General features: G+C 51.6%; 19 protein-coding genes and 1 tRNA gene. 9 read left to right on the forward strand and 11 right to left on the reverse strand.

All coding sequences use genetic code 11. From position 1 onward, the window contains the following. Positions 1 to 166 precede the first annotated feature (166 nt). Both EL29_RS15140 and EL29_RS15145 read left to right on the forward strand, forming a co-directional pair. The gene (locus tag EL29_RS15140; RefSeq protein ID WP_013027252.1) at positions 167 to 787 is read left to right on the forward strand and encodes a TIGR04211 family SH3 domain-containing protein; all 621 of its coding nucleotides are present in this window, start codon (positions 167 to 169) and stop codon (positions 785 to 787) included. Positions 788 to 943: 156 nt separating this feature from the next. Continuing rightward, complete coding sequence (locus EL29_RS15145) at positions 944 to 2161, forward strand: multifunctional CCA addition/repair protein (RefSeq protein ID WP_028715813.1); 1218 nt, start codon at positions 944 to 946, stop codon at positions 2159 to 2161. Between the two features lie 34 nt (positions 2162 to 2195). On the opposite strand, the gene bacA is transcribed toward EL29_RS15145, so the two are convergent. Together bacA and folB are read right to left on the reverse strand one after the other, a co-directional pair. Further along, positions 2196 to 3014: an undecaprenyl-diphosphate phosphatase gene (gene bacA / locus EL29_RS15150; protein ID WP_028715814.1), complete on the reverse strand. Its 819-nt coding sequence runs from the start codon at positions 3012 to 3014 to the stop codon at positions 2196 to 2198. Between the two features lie 194 nt (positions 3015 to 3208). Then, positions 3209 to 3568, reverse strand: a complete 360-nt coding sequence (folB, locus tag EL29_RS15155; RefSeq protein WP_013027255.1) for a bifunctional dihydroneopterin aldolase/7,8-dihydroneopterin epimerase — start codon at positions 3566 to 3568, stop codon at positions 3209 to 3211. A 108-nt stretch (positions 3569 to 3676) separates the two neighbouring features. Here folB and plsY point away from each other — a divergent pair, with 108 nt between their 5' ends. Then, the gene (plsY, locus tag EL29_RS15160; RefSeq protein WP_013027256.1) at positions 3677 to 4276 is read left to right on the forward strand and encodes a glycerol-3-phosphate 1-O-acyltransferase PlsY; all 600 of its coding nucleotides are present in this window, start codon (positions 3677 to 3679) and stop codon (positions 4274 to 4276) included. A 35-nt stretch (positions 4277 to 4311) separates the two neighbouring features. Here the strand turns inward: plsY and tsaD are convergent, their stop codons facing one another. Further along, a complete protein-coding gene (gene tsaD / locus EL29_RS15165) occupies positions 4312 to 5325 on the reverse strand; it encodes a tRNA (adenosine(37)-N6)-threonylcarbamoyltransferase complex transferase subunit TsaD (RefSeq protein ID WP_013027257.1) in 1014 nt (337 codons plus the stop codon). 278 nt (positions 5326 to 5603) lie between these two features. On the opposite strand from tsaD, the gene rpsU reads away from it, so the two are divergent. From rpsU to rpoD, 3 genes are all read left to right on the forward strand, one after another. Further along, a complete protein-coding gene (rpsU, locus tag EL29_RS15170) occupies positions 5604 to 5819 on the forward strand; it encodes a 30S ribosomal protein S21 (protein ID WP_001144069.1) in 216 nt (71 codons plus the stop codon). A 116-nt stretch (positions 5820 to 5935) separates the two neighbouring features. Then, the gene (dnaG, locus tag EL29_RS15175; RefSeq protein ID WP_014594644.1) at positions 5936 to 7681 is read left to right on the forward strand and encodes a DNA primase; all 1746 of its coding nucleotides are present in this window, start codon (positions 5936 to 5938) and stop codon (positions 7679 to 7681) included. Positions 7682 to 8244: 563 nt separating this feature from the next. Next, entirely contained in the window at positions 8245 to 10089 is a 1845-nt protein-coding gene (gene rpoD / locus EL29_RS15180; protein WP_013027259.1) for an RNA polymerase sigma factor RpoD, read from the forward strand. Between the two features lie 72 nt (positions 10090 to 10161). On the opposite strand, the gene mug is transcribed toward rpoD, so the two are convergent. Beyond that, complete coding sequence (gene mug, locus EL29_RS15185) at positions 10162 to 10677, reverse strand: G/U mismatch-specific DNA glycosylase (protein WP_028715815.1); 516 nt, start codon at positions 10675 to 10677, stop codon at positions 10162 to 10164. Between the two features lie 299 nt (positions 10678 to 10976). On the opposite strand from mug, the gene EL29_RS15190 reads away from it, so the two are divergent. Next, positions 10977 to 11052 (forward strand) — tRNA-Ile (locus tag EL29_RS15190). A 305-nt stretch (positions 11053 to 11357) separates the two neighbouring features. After that, a complete protein-coding gene (locus EL29_RS15195) occupies positions 11358 to 11990 on the forward strand; it encodes a DUF6338 family protein (protein ID WP_085980261.1) in 633 nt (210 codons plus the stop codon). A gap of 1135 nt (positions 11991 to 13125) precedes the next feature. Here EL29_RS15195 and EL29_RS15200 read toward each other — a convergent pair. Both EL29_RS15200 and EL29_RS15205 read right to left on the reverse strand, forming a co-directional pair. Continuing rightward, entirely contained in the window at positions 13126 to 13428 is a 303-nt protein-coding gene (locus EL29_RS15200; RefSeq protein ID WP_019104854.1) for a DUF1889 family protein, read from the reverse strand. An 803-nt stretch (positions 13429 to 14231) separates the two neighbouring features. Continuing rightward, positions 14232 to 14423 carry a toxin-antitoxin system HicB family antitoxin gene (locus EL29_RS15205; RefSeq protein WP_019104856.1) on the reverse strand — a complete coding sequence of 64 codons (192 nt, stop codon included), beginning with the start codon at positions 14421 to 14423 and terminating at the stop codon, positions 14232 to 14234. Between the two features lie 137 nt (positions 14424 to 14560). Here EL29_RS15205 and EL29_RS15210 point away from each other — a divergent pair, with 137 nt between their 5' ends. Beyond that, positions 14561 to 15091 carry a hypothetical protein gene (locus EL29_RS15210; RefSeq protein WP_019104857.1) on the forward strand — a complete coding sequence of 177 codons (531 nt, stop codon included), beginning with the start codon at positions 14561 to 14563 and terminating at the stop codon, positions 15089 to 15091. A 421-nt stretch (positions 15092 to 15512) separates the two neighbouring features. Here EL29_RS15210 and EL29_RS15215 read toward each other — a convergent pair whose 3' ends face one another. The 5 genes from EL29_RS15215 to EL29_RS15235 form a co-directional block, all read right to left on the reverse strand. Further along, positions 15513 to 15734 (reverse strand): ogr/Delta-like zinc finger family protein, encoded by a 222-nt coding sequence (locus EL29_RS15215; RefSeq protein ID WP_014604972.1) that lies wholly within the window; start codon positions 15732 to 15734, stop codon positions 15513 to 15515. A gap of 73 nt (positions 15735 to 15807) precedes the next feature. Further along, on the reverse strand, positions 15808 to 16965 hold the full coding sequence (locus EL29_RS15220; protein ID WP_028715817.1) for a contractile injection system protein, VgrG/Pvc8 family: 1158 nt from the start codon (positions 16963 to 16965) through the stop codon (positions 15808 to 15810). 1 nt (position 16966) lies between these two features. Continuing rightward, positions 16967 to 17470 carry a phage tail protein gene (locus EL29_RS15225; protein WP_028715818.1) on the reverse strand — a complete coding sequence of 168 codons (504 nt, stop codon included), beginning with the start codon at positions 17468 to 17470 and terminating at the stop codon, positions 16967 to 16969. A 6-nt stretch (positions 17471 to 17476) separates the two neighbouring features. Then, the gene (locus tag EL29_RS15230; protein WP_028715819.1) at positions 17477 to 19543 is read right to left on the reverse strand and encodes a phage tail tape measure protein; all 2067 of its coding nucleotides are present in this window, start codon (positions 19541 to 19543) and stop codon (positions 17477 to 17479) included. Then, positions 19536 to 19658: a GpE family phage tail protein gene (locus EL29_RS15235; RefSeq protein ID WP_013027268.1), complete on the reverse strand. Its 123-nt coding sequence runs from the start codon at positions 19656 to 19658 to the stop codon at positions 19536 to 19538. Before EL29_RS15235 ends, EL29_RS15230 begins: the two co-directional genes overlap by 8 nt. Positions 19659 to 19689 lie beyond the last annotated feature (31 nt).

Consider the following 19689-nt stretch of genomic DNA (forward strand, 5'->3'; position numbering starts at 1 on the left):
AGGCGAAGAGTAATGCACAGAAGCCGGACTGTCTCTGCTTTCTTTGTGCTTTCGCTACCCTTTTCGCACTGTCATGAGACCAGGATAGTTCTCATTCAGATTTACGCGAAGCCTCTACAGACTGTGCCGGTAAATTATCTTTAATTTTTAAGCAAAACGAAATCTAATGAAAAAAATCACACTCGCTGGAATCACTTTGCTGGCCCTCAGCACCCTTGCACCTGCTCACGCCGATGAAAAACGTTACGTTTCTGACGAATTATCCACCTGGGTTCGTAGCGGTCCCGGCGACCAGTTTCGCCTGCTGGGCAAGCTGAATGCGGGTGAACAGGTACAGCTGCTGCAGACCAATGATGCCACCAAATATGGCCAGGTACGCGATGCCGAAGGCCGCACCGTCTGGATCCCCCTGTCGCAACTGAGTGAAAATCCCAGCCTGCGCACCCGGGTACCGCAGCTGGAACAACAGGTTAAAGACCTGACCGCCAAGTTAGCCAATATTGATAACAGCTGGAATCAGCGCACCGCCGAAATGCAGAACAAAGTGGCCAGCAGCGACAGCGTGATCAACGGCTTAAAAGAGCAAAATCAGAAGCTGAAAAACGAACTGATCGTGGCGCAGAAGAAAGTCAGCGCCGCTAACGTTCAGCTGGATGACAAACAGCGTACGATCATCATGCAGTGGTTTATGTATGGTGGCGGCGTGCTAGGCGTCGGCCTGCTGCTTGGGCTACTGTTGCCGCACATGGTGCCGCGCCGTAAGAAAAACGATCGCTGGATGAACTAGTTTTACCACCGCTCGCTATCAGGGGATCGTAAGATGCCCCTTTTGGCCTGTCTGCAATATGTCGAATTTGTGCAACAATAGAGTTTGTGCCCGTCTGGATTCAGGTGCCGGAAGCCCACAGACGCGCAGATCACTTATTTATCTCTGGAGTTGTGCGTGAAGACGTTTCTTGTTGGCGGTGCAGTGCGCGATGCGCTGTTGAAGTTGCCGGTTAAAGACAAAGACTGGGTGGTGGTAGGCGCGACCCCGGAAGCCATGCTGGAACAAGGCTACCAGCAGGTCGGCCGCGACTTCCCCGTGTTTCTGCATCCCGACAGCCGGGAAGAGTATGCGCTGGCGCGTACCGAACGGAAGAACGGCAAAGGCTACACCGGGTTCACGACCTGGTCAGCGCCAGACGTCACGCTGGAGCAGGATTTACAGCGCCGCGATTTGACGATTAACGCCATTGCGCGCGACGATCAAGGCGAGCTTTACGATCCCTACCACGGACAAAAGGATATTGCCGACCGGCAGCTGCGCCACGTTTCCGATGCCTTTAGTGAAGATCCCCTGCGCGTCCTGCGCGTCGCGCGTTTTGCCGCGCGCTTCGCCCACCTTAATTTTCGTATTGCCGACGAAACGCAGGCGCTGATGCGACAAATGGCAGAGAGCGACGAGCTGGCCGATCTCACGGCCGAACGCGTCTGGAAAGAGACGGAAAAAGCCCTGTCCTCCCATAATCCCCAGGTTTACTTCCAGGTACTGCGCGACTGCGGCGCATTGCAGGGACTGTTTCCGGAAATCGATAACCTGTTCGGCGTGCCGGCGCCCGCCCGATGGCACCCGGAAATTGATACCGGGGTTCACACGCTGATGGCGTTAACCCTGTCTGCTGGCCTGTCGGAAGCGATTGACGTGCGCTTTGCGACGCTGTTTCACGATGTCGGTAAAGCCCTAACGCCGGTTGAAAAATGGCCCAGCCATCACGGACATGGCCCGGCAGGCGTTCCGCTGGTCGCCGCGCTGTGTCAACGGCTACGCGTGCCGAATGCGATCCGTGATCTGGCGCTGCTGGTCACGGAGTTTCACGACATGATGCATACCATTGAGCAGCGCCCTGCCGACGCGTTGATTGGCTTATTTGACCGCCTTGACGCCTGGCGCAAACCCGAGCGGGTTAACCAACTGGCGCTGTGCAGCGAAGCGGATGCCCGCGGACGCGGTGGCCTTGCCAACATGCCTTATCCCCAGGGCAACTACCTGCGACGTGCGTTTGCCCTGGCTCAGGCCGTGTCATCTAAGGCGGTCGTGGAGGCGGGATTTAAAGGGATAGAGGTGCGGGAAGAGCTCACGCGACGTCGTATTGAGGCTGTCGAACAGGGCTTAGCGTAACGCGGCCAGTCGCCCGACCGCGTTACCCTGTGGCTTACATGAAAATCATGTACACCGCGCCCGCCACGATAAAGCGGTAGATGGCAAATGACACGAAAGAGATGCGTTTGATCAGCTCCAGGAACACTTTGATGGCCAGCAACGCGACAACGAATGCGGTGATAAAGCCCACCGCAAACATCGGGAAGTCGGCCATCGTCAGGAAGCCGAGGCTTTTATAGATATCCAGCCCTGTCGCCCCGATCATCATCGGTACGGCCAGGATAAACGAGAACTCGGATGCGGCATAGCGGCTCACGCCCATCAGCATCCCACCTGAAATGGTGGCGCCCGAACGCGAGAAGCCCGGCCACAGCGCCAGACACTGGAAGCAGCCAATCATAAACGCCTGACGATAGGTGATATCATCAATACCTGGTGATTTTGGCTGTTTCGGTTTCAGGAATTCCGCTGCCAGCAGCAGTAAGCCCCCGACCACCAGCGCATACATCACGTTAATCGGATTAAACAACGTTTTAATCTGATCGTGCAGCGCCAGACCAATCACCACCGCAGGGATCATGCCCAACAGGATATGGATCAGGGTTAACCGACCTGTCCCGACACCTTCATGTTTGACTTCACCAAAGTGAATGCCGATCAATCCAAACAAACGCCGCCAGAACATCACGACGACGGCAAGAATGGAACCTAACTGAATGACCACTTCAAAGGTTTCTGCTTTGTCGCCCTCAAAGCCCAGTAGGTGCCCCACTATAATCATGTGCCCGGTAGAAGAGACCGGTAAGAACTCGGTTAACCCTTCTACCACGCCCAGGATTGCAGCTACCCACAGCTGATGAAGATCTGCCATCAATGTATTCCCTCTGTCCGTTTTAAAACCATGAAAAAGGCGCTAGCTGTTTCGCTATCGCCTTAAATCTTATCTGCTTAAGTCTGAGTAAAACCTTAAGCTCAACTGCCGTTTAGTCTGTCGTAACGAAACGGCACGTGCTGAGACAAACAGTAATTTGGTTTGGTTTCATTGTGATGGCAATCACATCGTAACTATTTAGGAATAGTCCCGCGCTCAATTCGCACGCCAACCTGCGCTGCCTGAGCCACCGCGCCCGGTTTTGCTACCCTGATGCGCACGCCAGGTGAATTGAAACGGTTCATCAACAGATCCGCAATTTCTTCCGCTACGCGCTCCACCAACGCAAAACGCTGTCCCGTCAGATGCGACAGAATCGCTTCTGAGACATCGGCATAGCTCAGGCAGTCTTTCACATCGTCGCTGGCGGCGGCCTGACGGTTATCCCACGCCATTTCTACATCGATCACCAGCTTCTGCTGAATTCCCTGCTCCCAGTCGTAAACCCCTATCGTGGTGAAGACGGTGAGTTGTTCTATAAAGACGATATCCATGATGATGCTCTCTGTTTTTGGTCGCGCCGGATACCACTTCCGGCAGATTGTGCGTATTATCCATGGTAGACGTGATCAAAACGACCCCAAAGGAAACGGGACGGTGTTATGAGTGCTTTCGCGCTTGGTATGATTATTTTCGCGTATCTGTGCGGTTCAATTTCCAGTGCGATTCTGGTTTGCAAACTCGCCGGTTTACCCGATCCCCGCACCCACGGTTCAGGCAACCCGGGCGCAACCAACGTACTGCGTATCGGCGGCAAACTGGCGGCTGCGTCTGTGCTGGTGTTCGATATTGTGAAAGGTATGCTGCCCGTGTGGCTGGCCTATCTGTTTCATGTGCCCCCGCTTTATCTGGGCTTAACCGCCATTGCTGCCTGTCTGGGCCATATTTATCCGGTGTTTTTTCGCTTTCGTGGCGGGAAAGGCGTGGCGACGGCGTTTGGTGCAATCGCCCCCATTGGCTGGGACCTGACCGGACTCATGACGGGAACGTGGCTGCTGACCGTGCTGCTGAGCGGCTACTCATCGCTTGGCGCGATTGTCAGCGCGCTTATCGCGCCGTTTTATGTCTGGTGGTTTAAGCCACAGTTTACGTTTCCGGTTTCCATGCTCTCCTGCCTGATTTTACTGCGTCATCATGACAACATTCAGCGCCTGTGGCGCGGTCAGGAAAGCAAAATCTGGAAGCGAAAAAAGAAAAAGTAAGCGTAAAAAAAGCCGGTTAACCGGCTTTTTGGATCTCAGATGGCGGGCAGTTCCGACAAGGGCCAGCGCGGCCTGACGCTCACGCCCAGTTCTCCCCGCGTGCCGCCTTTAAGGCGCACCATGCCCGCGTAGGCAATCATGGCCCCGTTATCGGTACAAAATTCAGGACGGGCATAGAACACCTCACCGCCCCGCTTTTGCATCATTACGGCCATCTGTTCACGCAGGGTGCGGTTAGCGCTGACGCCGCCCGCAATGACCAGACGTTTAAAACCCGTATGATCCAGCGCGCGTTTGCATTTAATCGCCAGCGTATCGACAACCGCATCTTCAAACGCCCGGGCGATATCGGCGCGGGTTTGCGCGTCATCGTCATTGCCACGAATGGTATTCGCGGCAAAGGTTTTCAGCCCTGAGAAACTAAAATCCAGCCCCGGACGATCCGTCATCGGGCGCGGGAAGGTGAACCGCCCGGCGGTGCCCTGCTGCGCCATTTTCGACAGCATCGGGCCGCCAGGATAATCCAGCCCCAGCAGTTTGGCGGTTTTATCGAAGGCTTCACCTGCGGCATCGTCAATCGACTCGCCCAGCAGTGTGTATTCGCCAATACCGGTGACGCTGATTAACTGCGTGTGACCGCCTGAAACCAGCAATGCGACAAACGGGAACGCGGGCGGATTCTCTTCCAGCATCGGTGCCAGCAGATGACCTTCCATATGGTGCACCGGCACCGCAGGTACCTTCCACGCAAAGGCCAGCGCGCGTCCAACCGTTGCGCCCACCAACAACGCGCCCACCAGGCCCGGTCCGGCGGTATAGGCGACCGCATCAATTTGCTGCGGTGCCAGGTTGGCCTGCTTCAGGGCCGCCTGGATCAGCGGCACCGTTTTACGCACGTGATCGCGCGATGCCAGTTCCGGCACCACGCCGCCGTAATCGGCATGCAGTTTTACCTGGCTGTACAGTTGGTTAGCCACCAGGCCAGCCTCGTCATCATAGATTGCGATGCCGGTTTCATCGCACGATGTTTCAATACCCAGAATTCGCATTGCTTCACCTCATTCTTGCGGCGCGCAGTTTAGCATAGCCCTTGCACGAAAAGGGGATGCAATCCACGCAAAAAGTCATTTTCTGCTGCCTAAAGAGTGCGCTATACTCCCGCCCCTGGAAAAAACCGGCAGCCGCACAGGCAAACGCTCCTGTTGGTTCTAAATTATCCATGGTGCTTTACAAGCCGACGCGAGTTGGAGTAAAATGCTGCACCATTTTGAAATGTGCTGGCGCCGCAGTCAGCAGCAAAACCGAATTTTATTGAGGTGAGAGTTACATGCCGGTAATTAAAGTACGTGAAAACGAGCCGTTCGACGTAGCACTGCGTCGCTTTAAGCGTTCCTGCGAGAAAGCAGGCGTTCTGGCTGAAGTTCGTCGTCGTGAGTTCTATGAAAAACCAACGACCGAACGTAAGCGCGCTAAAGCATCTGCAGTCAAGCGTCATGCCAAAAAACTGGCTCGCGAAAACGCACGCCGCACTCGTCTGTACTAATTTCCCGGAGGTTCGCCTCCACAGCGTGATAAACGCAGACCGAGTCAAGTAAAAGGCCGTGCTTTCCGAAAGGAAGCGCGGCTTGTTGTCGTTTATGAGCTGAAAAAACGGGGCTTATGGCAGGACGTATTCCACGCGTATTTATCAATGACTTACTTGCCCGCACGGACATCGTGGAGTTAATCGATGCCCGCGTTAAGCTGAAAAAGCAGGGAAAAAATTATCATGCGTGTTGTCCTTTCCATAATGAGAAAACGCCCTCTTTTACCGTAAATGGCGAAAAGCAGTTTTATCACTGCTTTGGTTGCGGCGCTCACGGTAACGCAATCGACTTTCTGATGAACTATGATCGTCTTGAGTTTGTTGAAAGTATTGAAGAGTTAGCCACTTCCCATGGTTTAGACGTACCTTACGAAGCGGGCAATGGGCCAAGCCAGATGGAACGCCATCAGCGCCAGAGCCTGTACCAGCTGATGGAGAACCTGAACGGTTTTTATCAGCAGAGTTTGCAGCAGTCCAGCGCCCAGTCAGCACGCGATTATCTTGAACATCGTGGTCTGAGCGCCGACATCATCAACCATTTTTCGATTGGCTATGCGCCCGCCGGTTGGGACAACGTCCTGAAACGCTTCGGCAAGCAGCCTGAAGATCGTGAATCGTTGATGGAAGCGGGGATGCTGGTCAGTAACGACAAAGGCCGGGTTTATGACCGCTTTCGCGAGCGCGTGATGTTCCCGATTCGCGATAAGCGAGGCCGCGTCATCGGTTTTGGTGGCCGCGTGCTGGGTAATGATACGCCTAAGTATCTGAACTCACCGGAAACGCCGGTTTTTCATAAAGGCCGTCAGCTCTATGGCCTGTATGAAGCGTTAAAAAATCATCCTGAACCTAAACGCCTGTTAGTGGTGGAAGGCTATATGGATGTGGTTGCCCTGGCGCAATTCGGCGTGGATTACGCGGTTGCGTCACTGGGGACATCAACCACGGCTGAACATATTCAGCTGCTGTTTCGCAGCACGGACAACGTGATCTGCTGTTATGACGGCGATCGGGCCGGGCGTGAGGCAGCATGGCGTGCACTTGAAACCGCATTGCCTTACATGAATGACGGTCGTCAACTACGCTTTATGTTTCTACCCGACGGCGAAGACCCGGATACGCTGGTTCGCCAGGAGGGTAAAGCCGCATTTGAGACGAGGATGGAGCAGGCGATGCCGCTCTCTTCGTTTCTGTTCGACAGCCTGCTACCTCAGGTAGATTTGAGCTCTCGCGACGGTAAAGCACGTTTAAGTACGTTGGCGTTGCCGCTGATCACACAGATTCCCGGTGAAACACTGCGTATCTATATGCGTCAGGCGCTGGGTAACAAGTTAGGTATTCTGGATGACTCTCAGCTTGAAAAGCTGATGCCAAAGCAGGCCCCGGGCGGAAGCGCACCGGTCGCCCCACCGCTTAAACGCACCACGATGCGCGTTTTAGTGGCGCTGCTGATTCAGAATCCGCAGCTGGCAACCCTAGTGCCGTCACTGGACGGGCTTGCCGAGTCGAAAATTGCCGGTTTACCGTTATTTATTGAATTAGTGACGCGCTGTAATGAGAATCCTGGATTGACCACCGGTCAGCTACTAGAGTTATATCGCGGAACAAATTTTAGCCAGACGCTTGAAACACTGGCCGTCTGGAACCACATGATAGTGGATGAGGAAAGCGAGGCGGTATTTCAGGACTCCCTTGCCAGCGTTTATGACTCGGCGTTGGAAGAGCGACTGGAGTTCCTGATTGCGCGTGAACGTACGCACGGGCTCAGTACCGACGAGCGACGCGAGCTCTGGGCGCTGAGCCAGGCCTTCGCGAAAAAGTAACGCATTATCCGGCCTGCGGCTTCCCTTAACCGAAGCGGCAGGCTGAAAAATTGAGGGGCGAAGCACGTTTTGTTTCTGTTGGCGCACAGTCACCGGAGCGTACTGATGTACGTGAGGATGACGAGCACTTGGCAGCGGCAAAAATGGCGAGTAAGCCAGCTTCCGCCCTCGGGCCGTCGGCGTCGAAGCAAGTTTTGTCGCTGAAAGCGCGCAGTCACCGGAGCGTACTGATGTACGTGAGGATGACGAGCACTTGGCAGCGGCAAAAATGGCGAGTAAGCCAGCTTCCGCTTTCGGGCCGTCGGCGTCGAAGCAAGTTTTGTCGCTGAAAGCGCGCAGTCACCGGAGCGTACTGATGTACGTGAGGATGACGAGCACTTAGCAGCGGCAAAAATGGCGAGTAAGCCAGGCCCGACATAAAATTTGCGGCTTAAGTGCCGATTACTGATGGGCAAAGCCCAGGCCGCGACGAAGGCAGCGGCGAGAATAAATGCCTTCACTGTTATTGTTGGCACGCTGCCGACCAACACCAATCTAATTAACAGAAGTGTGGATACCGTCTTATGGAGCAAAACCCGCAGTCACAGCTCAAGCTTCTTGTCACCCGTGGTAAGGAGCAAGGCTATCTGACCTATGCTGAGGTCAATGACCATCTGCCGGAAGATATCGTCGACTCCGATCAGATCGAAGACATCATCCAGATGATTAACGACATGGGCATCCAGGTGGTTGAAGAAGCCCCGGACGCCGACGATCTGATGCTGAATGAAAACAGCTCCGATACTGACGAAGATGCCGCGGAAGCTGCCGCTCAGGTATTATCCAGCGTTGAATCTGAAATTGGCCGCACCACTGACCCGGTTCGCATGTACATGCGTGAAATGGGTACCGTTGAACTGCTGACCCGCGAAGGCGAAATCGACATCGCGAAGCGTATCGAAGACGGTATTAACCAGGTTCAGTGTTCCGTTGCTGAATACCCGGAAGCCATTACCTACCTGCTGGATCAGTACGATCGCGTTGAAGCAGGCGAGTCGCGCCTGTCAGATTTAATCACTGGCTTTGTTGATCCTAACGCTGAAGAAGACCTGGCACCGACCGCCACTCACGTGGGTTCTGAGCTGTCTGAAGCCGATCGTAATGACGACGAAGATGACGACGAAGAGAGCGATGACGACAGCTCTGACGACGATAACTCTATCGATCCAGAACTGGCGCGCGAGAAGTTCTCTGACCTGCGCACGCAGTACGAAACCACGCGTGACGTGATCAAAAGCAAAGGACGCAGCCATGCTGCCTCGGTTGCCGAGATCCAGAACCTGTCTGACGTCTTTAAGCAGTTCCGCCTGGTACCGAAGCAGTTCGACTACCTCGTGAACAACATGCGTGAAATGATGGAGCGTGTCCGTACTCAGGAACGTTTGATCATGAAGCTGTGTATTGAAGTGTGCAAAATGCCGAAGAAAAACTTCATTACGCTGTTCACCGGTAACGAGACTAACGAGAGCTGGTTCAAAGCCGCACTGGCCATGAACAAGCCGTGGTCTGAAAAACTGCTGGACGTGCAGGATGACGTGATGCGTTCTCTGCAGAAACTGGCCCAGATTGAAGAAGAAACCGGCCTGACCATCGAGCAGGTTAAAGACATCAACCGTCGTATGTCGATCGGTGAAGCGAAAGCCCGCCGCGCGAAGAAAGAGATGGTTGAAGCTAACCTGCGTCTGGTCATTTCAATCGCGAAGAAATACACCAACCGTGGTCTGCAGTTCCTGGATCTGATTCAGGAAGGTAACATCGGTCTGATGAAAGCGGTTGATAAGTTCGAATACCGTCGCGGCTATAAGTTCTCAACTTATGCCACATGGTGGATTCGTCAGGCGATTACCCGTTCTATCGCTGACCAGGCGCGTACCATCCGTATTCCGGTGCATATGATTGAGACCATCAACAAACTCAACCGTATCTCGCGCCAGATGCTGCAGGAGATGGGACGCGAGCCGACGCCAGAAGAACTGGCTGAGCGCATGTTGATGCCTGAAGATAAGATCCGTAAGGTGCTGAAGATTGCCAAAGAGCCTATCTCTATGGAGACGCCGATTGGTGATGATGAAGATTCACATCTGGGTGATTTTATCGAAGACACCACGCTGGAGCTGCCGCTGGACTCTGCCACCTCTGAGAGCCTGCGTTCTGCGACCCATGACGTGCTGGCTGGCCTGACCGCACGCGAAGCCAAAGTGCTGCGCATGCGTTTCGGTATCGATATGAACACCGACCACACGTTAGAAGAAGTGGGCAAACAGTTTGACGTTACCCGTGAGCGTATCCGTCAGATTGAAGCGAAAGCCCTGCGTAAACTGCGCCATCCGAGCCGCTCGGAAGTGCTGCGTAGCTTCCTCGACGACTAAGTCAGTTAAAACCCCGGTTCGCCGGGGTTTTTTATATCTGCCGCCCTGCCCTTTTCCCGCAAACCGCCAGCATTAAGGCCGCAGCTGTAGCGCATCGTACATCTGACGATATAGCGCCACCATCTCTTCCAGCGACGCACGATTTAACCCACTCGGATTCGGCAGCACCCATACCTGGGTTTTCCCCATATATATGGGCTGCTCGCCCCACTCCACCTTGCTCTGCCGAAACGCGCGTTTAAAGGCATCCTTACCCAGGATAGCCAGCGCAGCAGGTTGATAACGTATCACCTTATCCATCAGCCGCTGACCGCCATCGCGAAGCTCATCACCACCCAGTTCATTCGCCTGAATGGTCGGACGCTCGACCAGCATCGTGATACCGCAACCGGTTTCCAGTAAGCGCTGCTCCTCTTCCGGCTTCAGCTGCTGCTCGGTAAACCCTGCCAGATAAATCACCTTCCAGAAGCGGTTACCCGGATGCGCAAAGTGATAGCCGGTGTGCGCCGTCGACTGACCGGGATTGATGCCGCAGAATAGGACATTCAGGTCCGGTGCGATGATATCGGTGATGTTGTGTTCGCTCATGGGGCTCCTGGCTTTGCGCTGCGCCTTACAGCCGCTCACGCATCCTTATTCATCATAATCTTGCCACTGATTAAAGCGCATTTGCCGGTTAACGTCCTGGCCTGAGTGGGCTTTTTTTATTGTTAAGCGGGGAAAGACATTTAAGGATAACAGCGTCAGTTGCACCGCCGCCCATCAGCCAGAGATTTTCGTCTGTTTTATCATAGTTATCAGCAAGTAAAACATTGCTGCTTATTTCAGCAACCAGCCGAACAACGCTGGATTGCCCCGGACAGATACTTTATAATCCCCGCTCCATTGGCCCCTTAGCTCAGTGGTTAGAGCAGGCGACTCATAATCGCTTGGTCGCTGGTTCAAACCCAGCAGGGGCCACCAGATTTTATCTTTAAAATCATATAAAAAGCCACTTAAGCTCTAAGTGCTTTTTTTTATTACTGCGCCCAACATTCACTTTTTGTCCCCCCACAATCCCCTGACCAGGCAATGGATCGCGGCTCAGACATGCAAAAAGGAATTTACATGGCCCTCATTAAGTACAAAGAATGTAAAAAGCGGTCTCAACACCTGCAGAAACTTACTCGTATTGTCTAAAAACCAAGCAAATTATTGGTGTCAGGGCATACGATGGAAAGCTATAATCTTTACTTTTGGCCATTCAATGATTTTCACACGCGGAAGGAATGACTGTGGACGTACTTGAAAAAGGTAAATTACTATTATTCGTACTTTTTATTATGCCCGGTTTTATCAGCATGAGAGTTTATCGACTTTTTCATCCTGCCACAGATAACGACACATCAAAAATATTAATCGACGTAGTTTCATACAGTTGCATTAACTACTCATTTTTACTAATACCCATTTATTTAATCGAAATAAATAAGATTATCGATTCACATCCATTCTGGTATTATATTTTTTATCTCTTAGTTTTAATTATTATTCCCGTTTTTTTACCCATACTCCTGCTGATGATTCGACGAAGCAATCGAATTAGGCAGATACTCCCTCATCCTATGGGACGTGCGTGGGACTATTTTTTCTCAACCAACCAATGTTGCTGGGTTTTGGTAACACTCAAAAATGGGAAAAAATATGGCGGTTTATATAGCTATAACTCTTTTGCATCAAGTAGGCCTGAACCAGAACAACTCTACCTAGAAAAACATTGGGCATTGGATAACGATGGCGACTTTGATCATGAACTAACCGATACATTAGGTATTATCATATTGACTAATGAGATAGAAAGTGTTGAGTTTATTAAGTTGCAAGAACCTACAACCAGCGATAGAGAGACGAAAGATGCCTGAAGAAAAATCAGCCAGCAAACCAGGGTTTGCAAACGACGGTTGGCAACCTGTGAACAAAGGTAATCAACCAACTAGTAGACCAAACCAGCAAAATAACGGGTATCAACCTCCAAGCCAAACTCAACAGACACAACAGGTTTCTCCACCTCCTAAGAAGCGCTAATTTAAATGTTAGCCAATTGTTAGTTGAATTATTTCAGTCAATAACGAATCTTACAATACTGCAAAGCCCGCAAACCCACTGGTTGAGCGGGCTTTTTAAGTTATCCCTTACTTACAGGCAGTTCGATACTCACACATCACATAAATAACCCCTCTTAATTATTAATTAAACCAATTTCCGCTATGTATTAGATTATCTAAATCTGAAAAGCATTGAAATTCTTTTCAATTTTTTCAGTTTTGATTTTCCGCAAAGCCGCCAACAATGACGCGGTCAGGCGATGTGGTTTGGAGAAAAATAAACCTGAAAAATTTTTTTGATGCAAAACCTGCTGGCGGGTGCGGTATAGCGCCTTTTTTGTCAGTGGGGGTTTATTTTTTTAGGGCTGTGGATGCGCTAGCGCAACACTGTGGGCACGATCCAATAGAGTGTAAACATCAATGATTGCACAGGTACGGCGCTCTAAAGGCGTTATGTGCAGTCTGGTGAAAAGAATAAAAAACCCCGCTGCGCTAGTGGTTCTAATTGACTTCCCCCTGAAAACACTAAAAGTGCCACGAGTCTGGACTCCTGCTCCCAACTCATTAAGAGACGGCAAAAACCATAATGGAGGTATTATATTCGACTCAATTATGGGCTCAGACCTGCTGTCTAAGCATGCACAATTAATCGCTGTACAGTTTACGGCATTCGCTGCAGGCGAGGTTGCTCCGCTTTTAGCAATGTTTTTAGCAGCCTGCCTTTCTTATGTTTTGCATAAATAGCGTAAAAAGCCCGCCCGGCGTAAGCAGGGAACCCCCTCCGGGCATCTAAAAATATAATCATCATCTATGCTATTGAATTAAAAGGCAATAACCGTCAAGGGGAAGTGCCTTTTCATTATAATTTATACGGATGTTTATACATCATAAAGTGAAAAAATGAAAAAGCACCAGAGCATAGTGGTGCTTTACGTGTTGTTTAGCGATCATATCATTCGAGAAGCGAACGCAACTCTTCCTGTATATTCTCTGAAAGGTATCCAGGGTGTTTCACCTGTACACGCCCACCTGCGGCAACCTTATCAGCCCACTCTGCCATTTTTTTTGTAAATCCTGAATTCCAACCATTTTGAGCACCATAATTGTGGATATAAACACCGCTAATTGGTTGCCCAAGCTTGTTGATGAATTTAAATAATTCTTTTGCGCAACTTTCATCTACAGGATGCGGCGCGGATGAAGAGGTGTTCATGCTGTCAATGTAATCAAGGGCCTTATCAATGATTGCTGACATTGTATTCTCCTTATCTAACTTATTGCCTCAATCTGAGACTAACAAAAAATCGAATGCAAAAACATTCATCTGCCAGAAAATTGAGACATCAGCGACATTAGCAGGATAATAGTTTGTGACAAGTAAACGAGGCAGATTAAGAGCATGGCCTGACTCTTAACTATGACGCTGGCAAGCCAGGATTCTTGTTACTAATCCTCTACTCATCACATCGCCTATCCGACTGATAATGAAATACCGTCCTGCTTAGCTGACTTTCTCCCCGTTGATTAATTTACCGCGATGCTAGTGATTTTTTATAAGTCACATGAGGTCATCCCCATGAAGAAGCGATTTTCCGACGAACAGATCATCAGTATCCTCCGCAAGGCCGAAGCCTAAATCGGATCTGGGGCACGGGAACTCTGCCATTCGGCCTAAGAGACATAAAATCATTAACTAATTGATTTACCTTATTTAAAGGTGAAGATCATAATAGAGTTACATTGACCAATAAGATAACGAGAAACGAAGTTACTAAAGTAGATGTAGCTAAAAATTAATTTTTGAGGTGAATTTTTTAATTACAACAAGAAAAAATCGCACATTAGAATAAACACCAACAGAAATCACAATAAATTTCTTGAGATAAAAACTGCAGCAACCACATAATAAATGCTTATCTAATTATAGTTTCATATAAATTCTCAGCTATTTTATCAACAATTTAATAAATTATTTTCACGGTGTTTACAATACCGCATTTTCGTTTTTTATTTTCTTGAATATTGCGCACATAAAAAACTAACATCTCAATCACAAACTCACCCCTTCGGCTTAATTCCCCTTGCCTTTAATGCCTCCCTCGCCAAATTCTTCAACCAGTTTGCCAGACTAATTCCTTCTTCAGTTGCAACCGCATCGAGCTGTTTTTTCAAGGCGGGATCAATGCGCATTTTAAATTGTGGGGACTTGCCTCCACCTTTTGGTTTTTTTTCACGCATTATTATTGACATGTGGCTACCTACTCCTTCAGTTTAGCCCTATAAAAGACCACACTAACACGAGGCCTTTTAAGAGAGCAACGCTCCGGCAGTGATGCAACACATACCGGAGCGTTTAACCACAACGTTCAGTGTTAAGGAACAACGCTATGGCTAACACCGATAGTAACACAACCGCCCATCATCAAATCGTGGACATTCAGCCAGTTATCGAATCTGCGATCTCAAACCTCTTGAAAACGCCGCTCGGCACCACGCACGATCTCTTTCAGGTGCTGGATACGTGCGTGCGCTATGTCGATGCCTTGGTTGAATGTAACGATATTGTAGATCGCATGGCGCTGTGCGGTCGTCTGCTGGCTGCACTGGAAGTCCTGAGGGTTCTGTTGGACCAGCCACTGCCAGAACACCTGATTGAGCGCCTCACGCTGGAGAAAGGTGATGACAAAGCCTGTCGCACCAAGGATTTGATAGACTCGGAAGAGATGCGGCAATATTGCAGCGCATTGACGTTAGTGTTGCTAAATCAGCAGGCCTCGACGGATTTGCAGAAACATATCACCGGCTTGTTATTCCAGATGGTTAACATTATGAGTGACGACTTAACCGCGCCTCGCTTTGTGCGAACAGAGTCGGGGCTGGTGATGATAGAGAGCAAATTTACACATATCGTTCACTGATTTTGAACCCTTCCCTTCTTCCGCAGGGAAGAAGGGAATTCGCATGCAAAATTTAAAATCTCACTGTTGACTCACTCTCAGTGCCAAAATGCTTTATAGCCCTGAGTTTTCTTCTGCCGAAAATACCGCCACAATTCATCTCCATTCACTGGACATATATTTTGTCGTGCTGACACTCCTGAAATCTTTTCATTCCCGTACAGTTATTGTCATTGTCCCCAAGGGCCCGCGCCCTACCCGCCGTACAGTTATTAACAGAACTCCAAGGGCCCGCGCCCTACCCGCCGTACAGTTATTAACAGAACTCCCAGAGGCCGCTGTCGCCCCCTTAAACGTCAACGGCTCGCTGGCCTTCAGCCTCATCTCCCTGCGATCCCATCCAGGCCGCAGCCATAAAAAAACCCGCTTTCGCGGGTTGGGCTTACAGCAGCTGCGGTGACGGATTATTGCTGCCTTTTGCCATCATCGGCACCGTATTGATCTGCGCCGGTTCGACGATAATCCCGGACACGCTCTCCAGGGTTTTAAAGGTACAACTGCAGTTAATGTTCTGGCACTGGTGATAACGTTCTTTCGTCTCTTTCGAAACGTAGCGACTGCTTTTCGTATGGGCGGCGGTCTGACATTTTGGGCAATGCATCATGGTGGTTCTCCTCTCTGGCATACGACAACATTAGCCAAAGGCTAAACAAAAAGCAACTTAAATTAGACTTAATCTAACCAGCCTGTTTTTCCACTAAGACGTAATCCACGTTTTCAACCATCAGCTCCAGGTTCAACAAGGTGGTAAATCCACTTTTATCGATGGTATGCACGATATTGGTAATCAGCCATTTTTGATTATCGATGACCGATTTAAAGCCCTGGGCTTTGACCGGCGTTTCAGGAATCAGCTTTGCAGCGCCCAGTGCCAGTAGGATCTTCAACGTAGCCCGGTTGCGTTGCAGATCCTGCCACTTCGCTTTAGCCGCCTCCTCTGCTTCCTCCTGGCTACTGAAATGCGTATTCAGTACGAACAGCTTCTTATTGCTGCCAAAAACATAGGTTTTTCCCGGGTCTTGTTGCCCGATTGTGGGGATATTTTTGGCCGCCGGATGGACAGGGTTCACCGCCGGTGTTGCTGGCGGTATCGTGTTGACGGTTATCCCTTTCTGCTGCGCCTTTTTCTGATCGTACCATTTTGCTTCAACGCCACTGTAATCGTCGCGCTTAAACAATTTGTACTCATACTTATCGCCATCCTGTCGGTTCAGATTCAGGAGTGGAATCGGCTTTCCGCTCACGGTCACGCCCTGCCCGGGGGGAAAGAACAGTAGCGTCTTATCTTTTATTGCCGCCACCGCGCCAACCAGCATAGCCAGCCGGGTAATGAACGTGCCGTCCGTTTCCTGCGTCTGATCGATATGCTTAATCTTTTTTTTGGCTATCTCCGGCCGCACGTCGGAGGTAAGTCCGTTACGTTTCGCGATTTTGTCCACAACCTCGCCAACCGTCATGTCTGGATATGAATCAGTGATTTTAACATCGAGCGAACCGCTAAAATCGGCGCTTCGGGCGACAACCGTTATCGTGTCCGGCGCGCCCTGGTAGGTGACCTGATCAATGATGTAGGAGCCCTTATCTGTAAGCGGCTGCCCCTTCCAGCCTATCTCTAAGACCACTTTCGCGCCAAAGGGCGGCATGACCAACTGGCCGTCACTGTCGTCGAGCACCAGGTCTAGCTGATCGACCTCCAGGCCGCGGTTGTCAGTCAACTTCAGAGAAATCAGCCGTGGGCGAATATCTTCCGTTTTATCCTTCGTCTCAATTTTGATAGTAAAGTCCGGCGTAGGCGCAACGCGCAGGGGCACCGGAATCGGGACGATATCGCTCATCTCAGCGCCCTCCATTCAGCGCAGAGGTGGCGCTTTTGATAACAGAGCCGACCCGTTGCGCTGCGTCGCTGGCCCGGTTTTGCAGTTCTTCCGCCTGCCTTTTTAAGTCCCCGAACATACTGGTTAGTGAATCGTCTACCCGCAGCAGGTTGAGGGTAAAGCCTATCTTGCGCGCGCTGCCGTCGCTGTAGAACTCCGTATGCGTGGCCGAGAAATCCGTCACAACAAACATGCCGTAAATAATGCCATTGCCGCCAATCAGCGGCCACGCCAGCCCTTCATCGGCCATAGTCTTCAGCGCCAGCAGCGTGACATTGCCGCCGGTGATTTCAGGCCGGAGTTCGCCAGACAGCTTGATTTTATCGTCGCCGCCGCCCAAAAACTGGGTCGACTCACGGCGCCCCACGCGGCTGTTTTTCGCCCAGCGATAGGTAATGTCATGCTGCAAATTGTCGAAGGGAAGGGTTTGCCGTACAAACGGCATCATGCCTAATATCATCATCATGGTTAATTAATCCAGACTAAACATGGAGTTATAGCTATGGTCAGACGTGGACCACGGCGAAACCGTGGAAGCCTGCGCGACGGCCTGTCCAATCGCCTGAGGCTCACTTGTTGTAAAGATATTGTTGGTGACCGTGTGCTGACGGTTATCCACGTTTGAATTGTTAACCGAGGGCAAAGGCTGATTGAGCGTGCTGTTCAGGCTGGCACGCGATGCAGCCGGACGGGCATCCGCGTTATCCTCATCCTCTTCATCCTGCTCACGCATTTTGGGCGGAGGCAGCTTGTCTTTCACCTTGTCAGATTTCTCATCGATGATGCCAAGCTTGCCCAGCACCCAGTCAATGCCGCCCCGAAGCTGATTCAGGGCTTCACCGGGTAATTTGAGTGCCGTCGCCAGCATATTGCCGAAGCGCTGTCCCATCTCACCTGCCGAGGCCAGTTCCTGCTGAGAAAACTTCACGGGTTCCAGCAGCTTTGAGAACCAGGCCCCCAGCTCGGACACTTTATTACTGAACCACTCAAATACCGGCTTCAGCGGCGCGAACGCGTCGCTTATCGGCCCCATCGCTGCACTAAAGCCCTGAGCGATGCCGCTGATAAAGGCGCTGATGGGTTCCCAGTACTGATAAACCAGCATGGCCCCCGCCGCGATAGCGGCACCAAGCACCACCACCGGCAGCGTGATCGCTCCCAGCGTGGCCGTAATGGCGCCGCCGATGATGGCAAATGCACCGCCCAGCAGCTCCACGCCCGCCATGATGGTGCTCAGCCCGCTAATGACCGGCCAGGCAATGTTCCCGACGCTGGCCAGGGAATCCACCAAGGTCAGCCCACCGGCCGCCAGCGTCAGCAGGCTGTCAGAAAGTTGAGGATTGAGATTCATGACGCCGGTCAGAACAGACTGAACGGATAAGCCGTCCTGACTGATAGCTTGCAAGTTAGTATCCACAGAGGCATCTGCTGCAGGCGGCTGGGCAGCGGGCGCCTGAGACAGCTGATCCAGCCGGCCACTGGCCGCGCCCTTCATCAATGCTGCGGCAGGTGTGGCGCCCTGTTCACCAAATATTGCCTGCAGATAAGTGGCCTGCTGGGCAGCGTCGAGCTTGTTTTTCTCAAACGCCGCCTGCACCTGGCTGAGCACCGCGAAAATGGGCTGACTGTTGCCCTGGTCGTCAGCGGTTTGCACATTCAACGCTTTAAGCGCGCTATCTGCGCTGGCATCAGGCGCCTGAACGTGCGTTAACATCGCACTGGCGCCTGCGCCTGCCTGGCTGCCCGTTATACCGTTTTCCGCCAGCACGCCCATCATGGCTGAGGTCTGGCCAACACTCAGTCCCGCCTGTTTTGCCACCGGGCCGACACTGGCCATCGCCTTATTGAGTTCTGTGATATCGCCCGCGCCCTGCCCGCCAACGCGTCCCTTGCCGTCTTTCGCGTCGCCGGGTGACAGGTAATCGATAACTTTGCGGCCCTTCTCGACAAAGTCTTTGGCTTTCGAACTGGCGCTTTGTACGTTATCTGCCAGCGCCATGCCCGCACGGTAACGTTCACGGGTGCGGTTGAGCTTGTCCTGACGCTGATTTAGCAGATTCATGGACTCACCCTGCGCATTAAGGGTGGATGTCGTGCGCTCTGTTTGTTGATTTAGCTTCTGGCGCTCGCTGCTCAACCGGCGCGTGGAAATTCCCGCCTCGTTCAGGGACTGGCGCTGATCCTGCACTGACTGACGCAGTTGAAGGTTTTTTTGCTGCAGCGCGTTAGCCGACTGACGCAGCTTATCCAGCGCCTGGGTTTGTTCCGCGGTAGGGTTTTGGGTGTTTTTAAGTTGAATGGCAAGTGCCGCTGCTTCTGCCCGGGTATTTTTAAGATTTTGTTGGGTCAGCGTCAGTTCTTTGCGGGTTTCACGGAACCCTTCAATCTGCGCGGATTTGGCATTGAGCTCGTCCAGGCGATCCTGCGTTTCCTGGATATCCGCAGACAGCTTTTCGGTTTCTTTACGTACGGCATTAAACGGGCGCGTAGCCCGATCAACCGCTTCCAGCAGCACTTGCAGCTTGAGCGTGTTACTCATCTGAGGTTACTCCACTGCGGATCATCACTCTATGCCGCCAGTCGAGTAACTCTTCCAGCGACATGGGATACATTTCTGAGGGTGGCCAGTGAAAAACGCTGGCAATATCGGCCATCAGGTCATTGACCGTCAGATCGCGGGGCCAG

It is taken from the genome of Pantoea ananatis LMG 2665 (assembly GCF_000710035.2).
In the GTDB taxonomy this organism is placed as follows: domain Bacteria; phylum Pseudomonadota; class Gammaproteobacteria; order Enterobacterales; family Enterobacteriaceae; genus Pantoea; species Pantoea ananatis.

Bases quoted from the DNA above. Each gene is read 5' to 3' on its own strand.
- EL29_RS15140 (WP_013027252.1), top strand. From the start codon at position 167: ATGAAAAAAATCACACTCGCTGGAATCACTTTGCTGGCCCTCAGCACC.
- bacA (WP_028715814.1), bottom strand. From the start codon at position 3,014: ATGGCAGATCTTCATCAGCTGTGGGTAGCTGCAATCCTGGGCGTGGTA.
- folB (WP_013027255.1), bottom strand. From the start codon at position 3,568: ATGGATATCGTCTTTATAGAACAACTCACCGTCTTCACCACGATAGGG.
- plsY (WP_013027256.1), top strand. From the start codon at position 3,677: ATGAGTGCTTTCGCGCTTGGTATGATTATTTTCGCGTATCTGTGCGGT.
- tsaD (WP_013027257.1), bottom strand. From the start codon at position 5,325: ATGCGAATTCTGGGTATTGAAACATCGTGCGATGAAACCGGCATCGCA.
- rpsU (WP_001144069.1), top strand. From the start codon at position 5,604: ATGCCGGTAATTAAAGTACGTGAAAACGAGCCGTTCGACGTAGCACTG.
- dnaG (WP_014594644.1), top strand. From the start codon at position 5,936: ATGGCAGGACGTATTCCACGCGTATTTATCAATGACTTACTTGCCCGC.
- rpoD (WP_013027259.1), top strand. From the start codon at position 8,245: ATGGAGCAAAACCCGCAGTCACAGCTCAAGCTTCTTGTCACCCGTGGT.
- mug (WP_028715815.1), bottom strand. From the start codon at position 10,677: ATGAGCGAACACAACATCACCGATATCATCGCACCGGACCTGAATGTC.
- EL29_RS15195 (WP_085980261.1), top strand. From the start codon at position 11,358: ATGACTGTGGACGTACTTGAAAAAGGTAAATTACTATTATTCGTACTT.
- EL29_RS15200 (WP_019104854.1), bottom strand. From the start codon at position 13,428: ATGTCAGCAATCATTGATAAGGCCCTTGATTACATTGACAGCATGAAC.
- EL29_RS15205 (WP_019104856.1), bottom strand. From the start codon at position 14,423: ATGTCAATAATAATGCGTGAAAAAAAACCAAAAGGTGGAGGCAAGTCC.
- EL29_RS15210 (WP_019104857.1), top strand. From the start codon at position 14,561: ATGGCTAACACCGATAGTAACACAACCGCCCATCATCAAATCGTGGAC.
- EL29_RS15215 (WP_014604972.1), bottom strand. From the start codon at position 15,734: ATGATGCATTGCCCAAAATGTCAGACCGCCGCCCATACGAAAAGCAGT.
- EL29_RS15220 (WP_028715817.1), bottom strand. From the start codon at position 16,965: ATGAGCGATATCGTCCCGATTCCGGTGCCCCTGCGCGTTGCGCCTACG.
- EL29_RS15225 (WP_028715818.1), bottom strand. From the start codon at position 17,470: ATGATGATGATATTAGGCATGATGCCGTTTGTACGGCAAACCCTTCCC.
- EL29_RS15230 (WP_028715819.1), bottom strand. From the start codon at position 19,543: ATGAGTAACACGCTCAAGCTGCAAGTGCTGCTGGAAGCGGTTGATCGG.
- EL29_RS15235 (WP_013027268.1), bottom strand. From the start codon at position 19,658: ATGGCCGATATTGCCAGCGTTTTTCACTGGCCACCCTCAGAAATGTAT.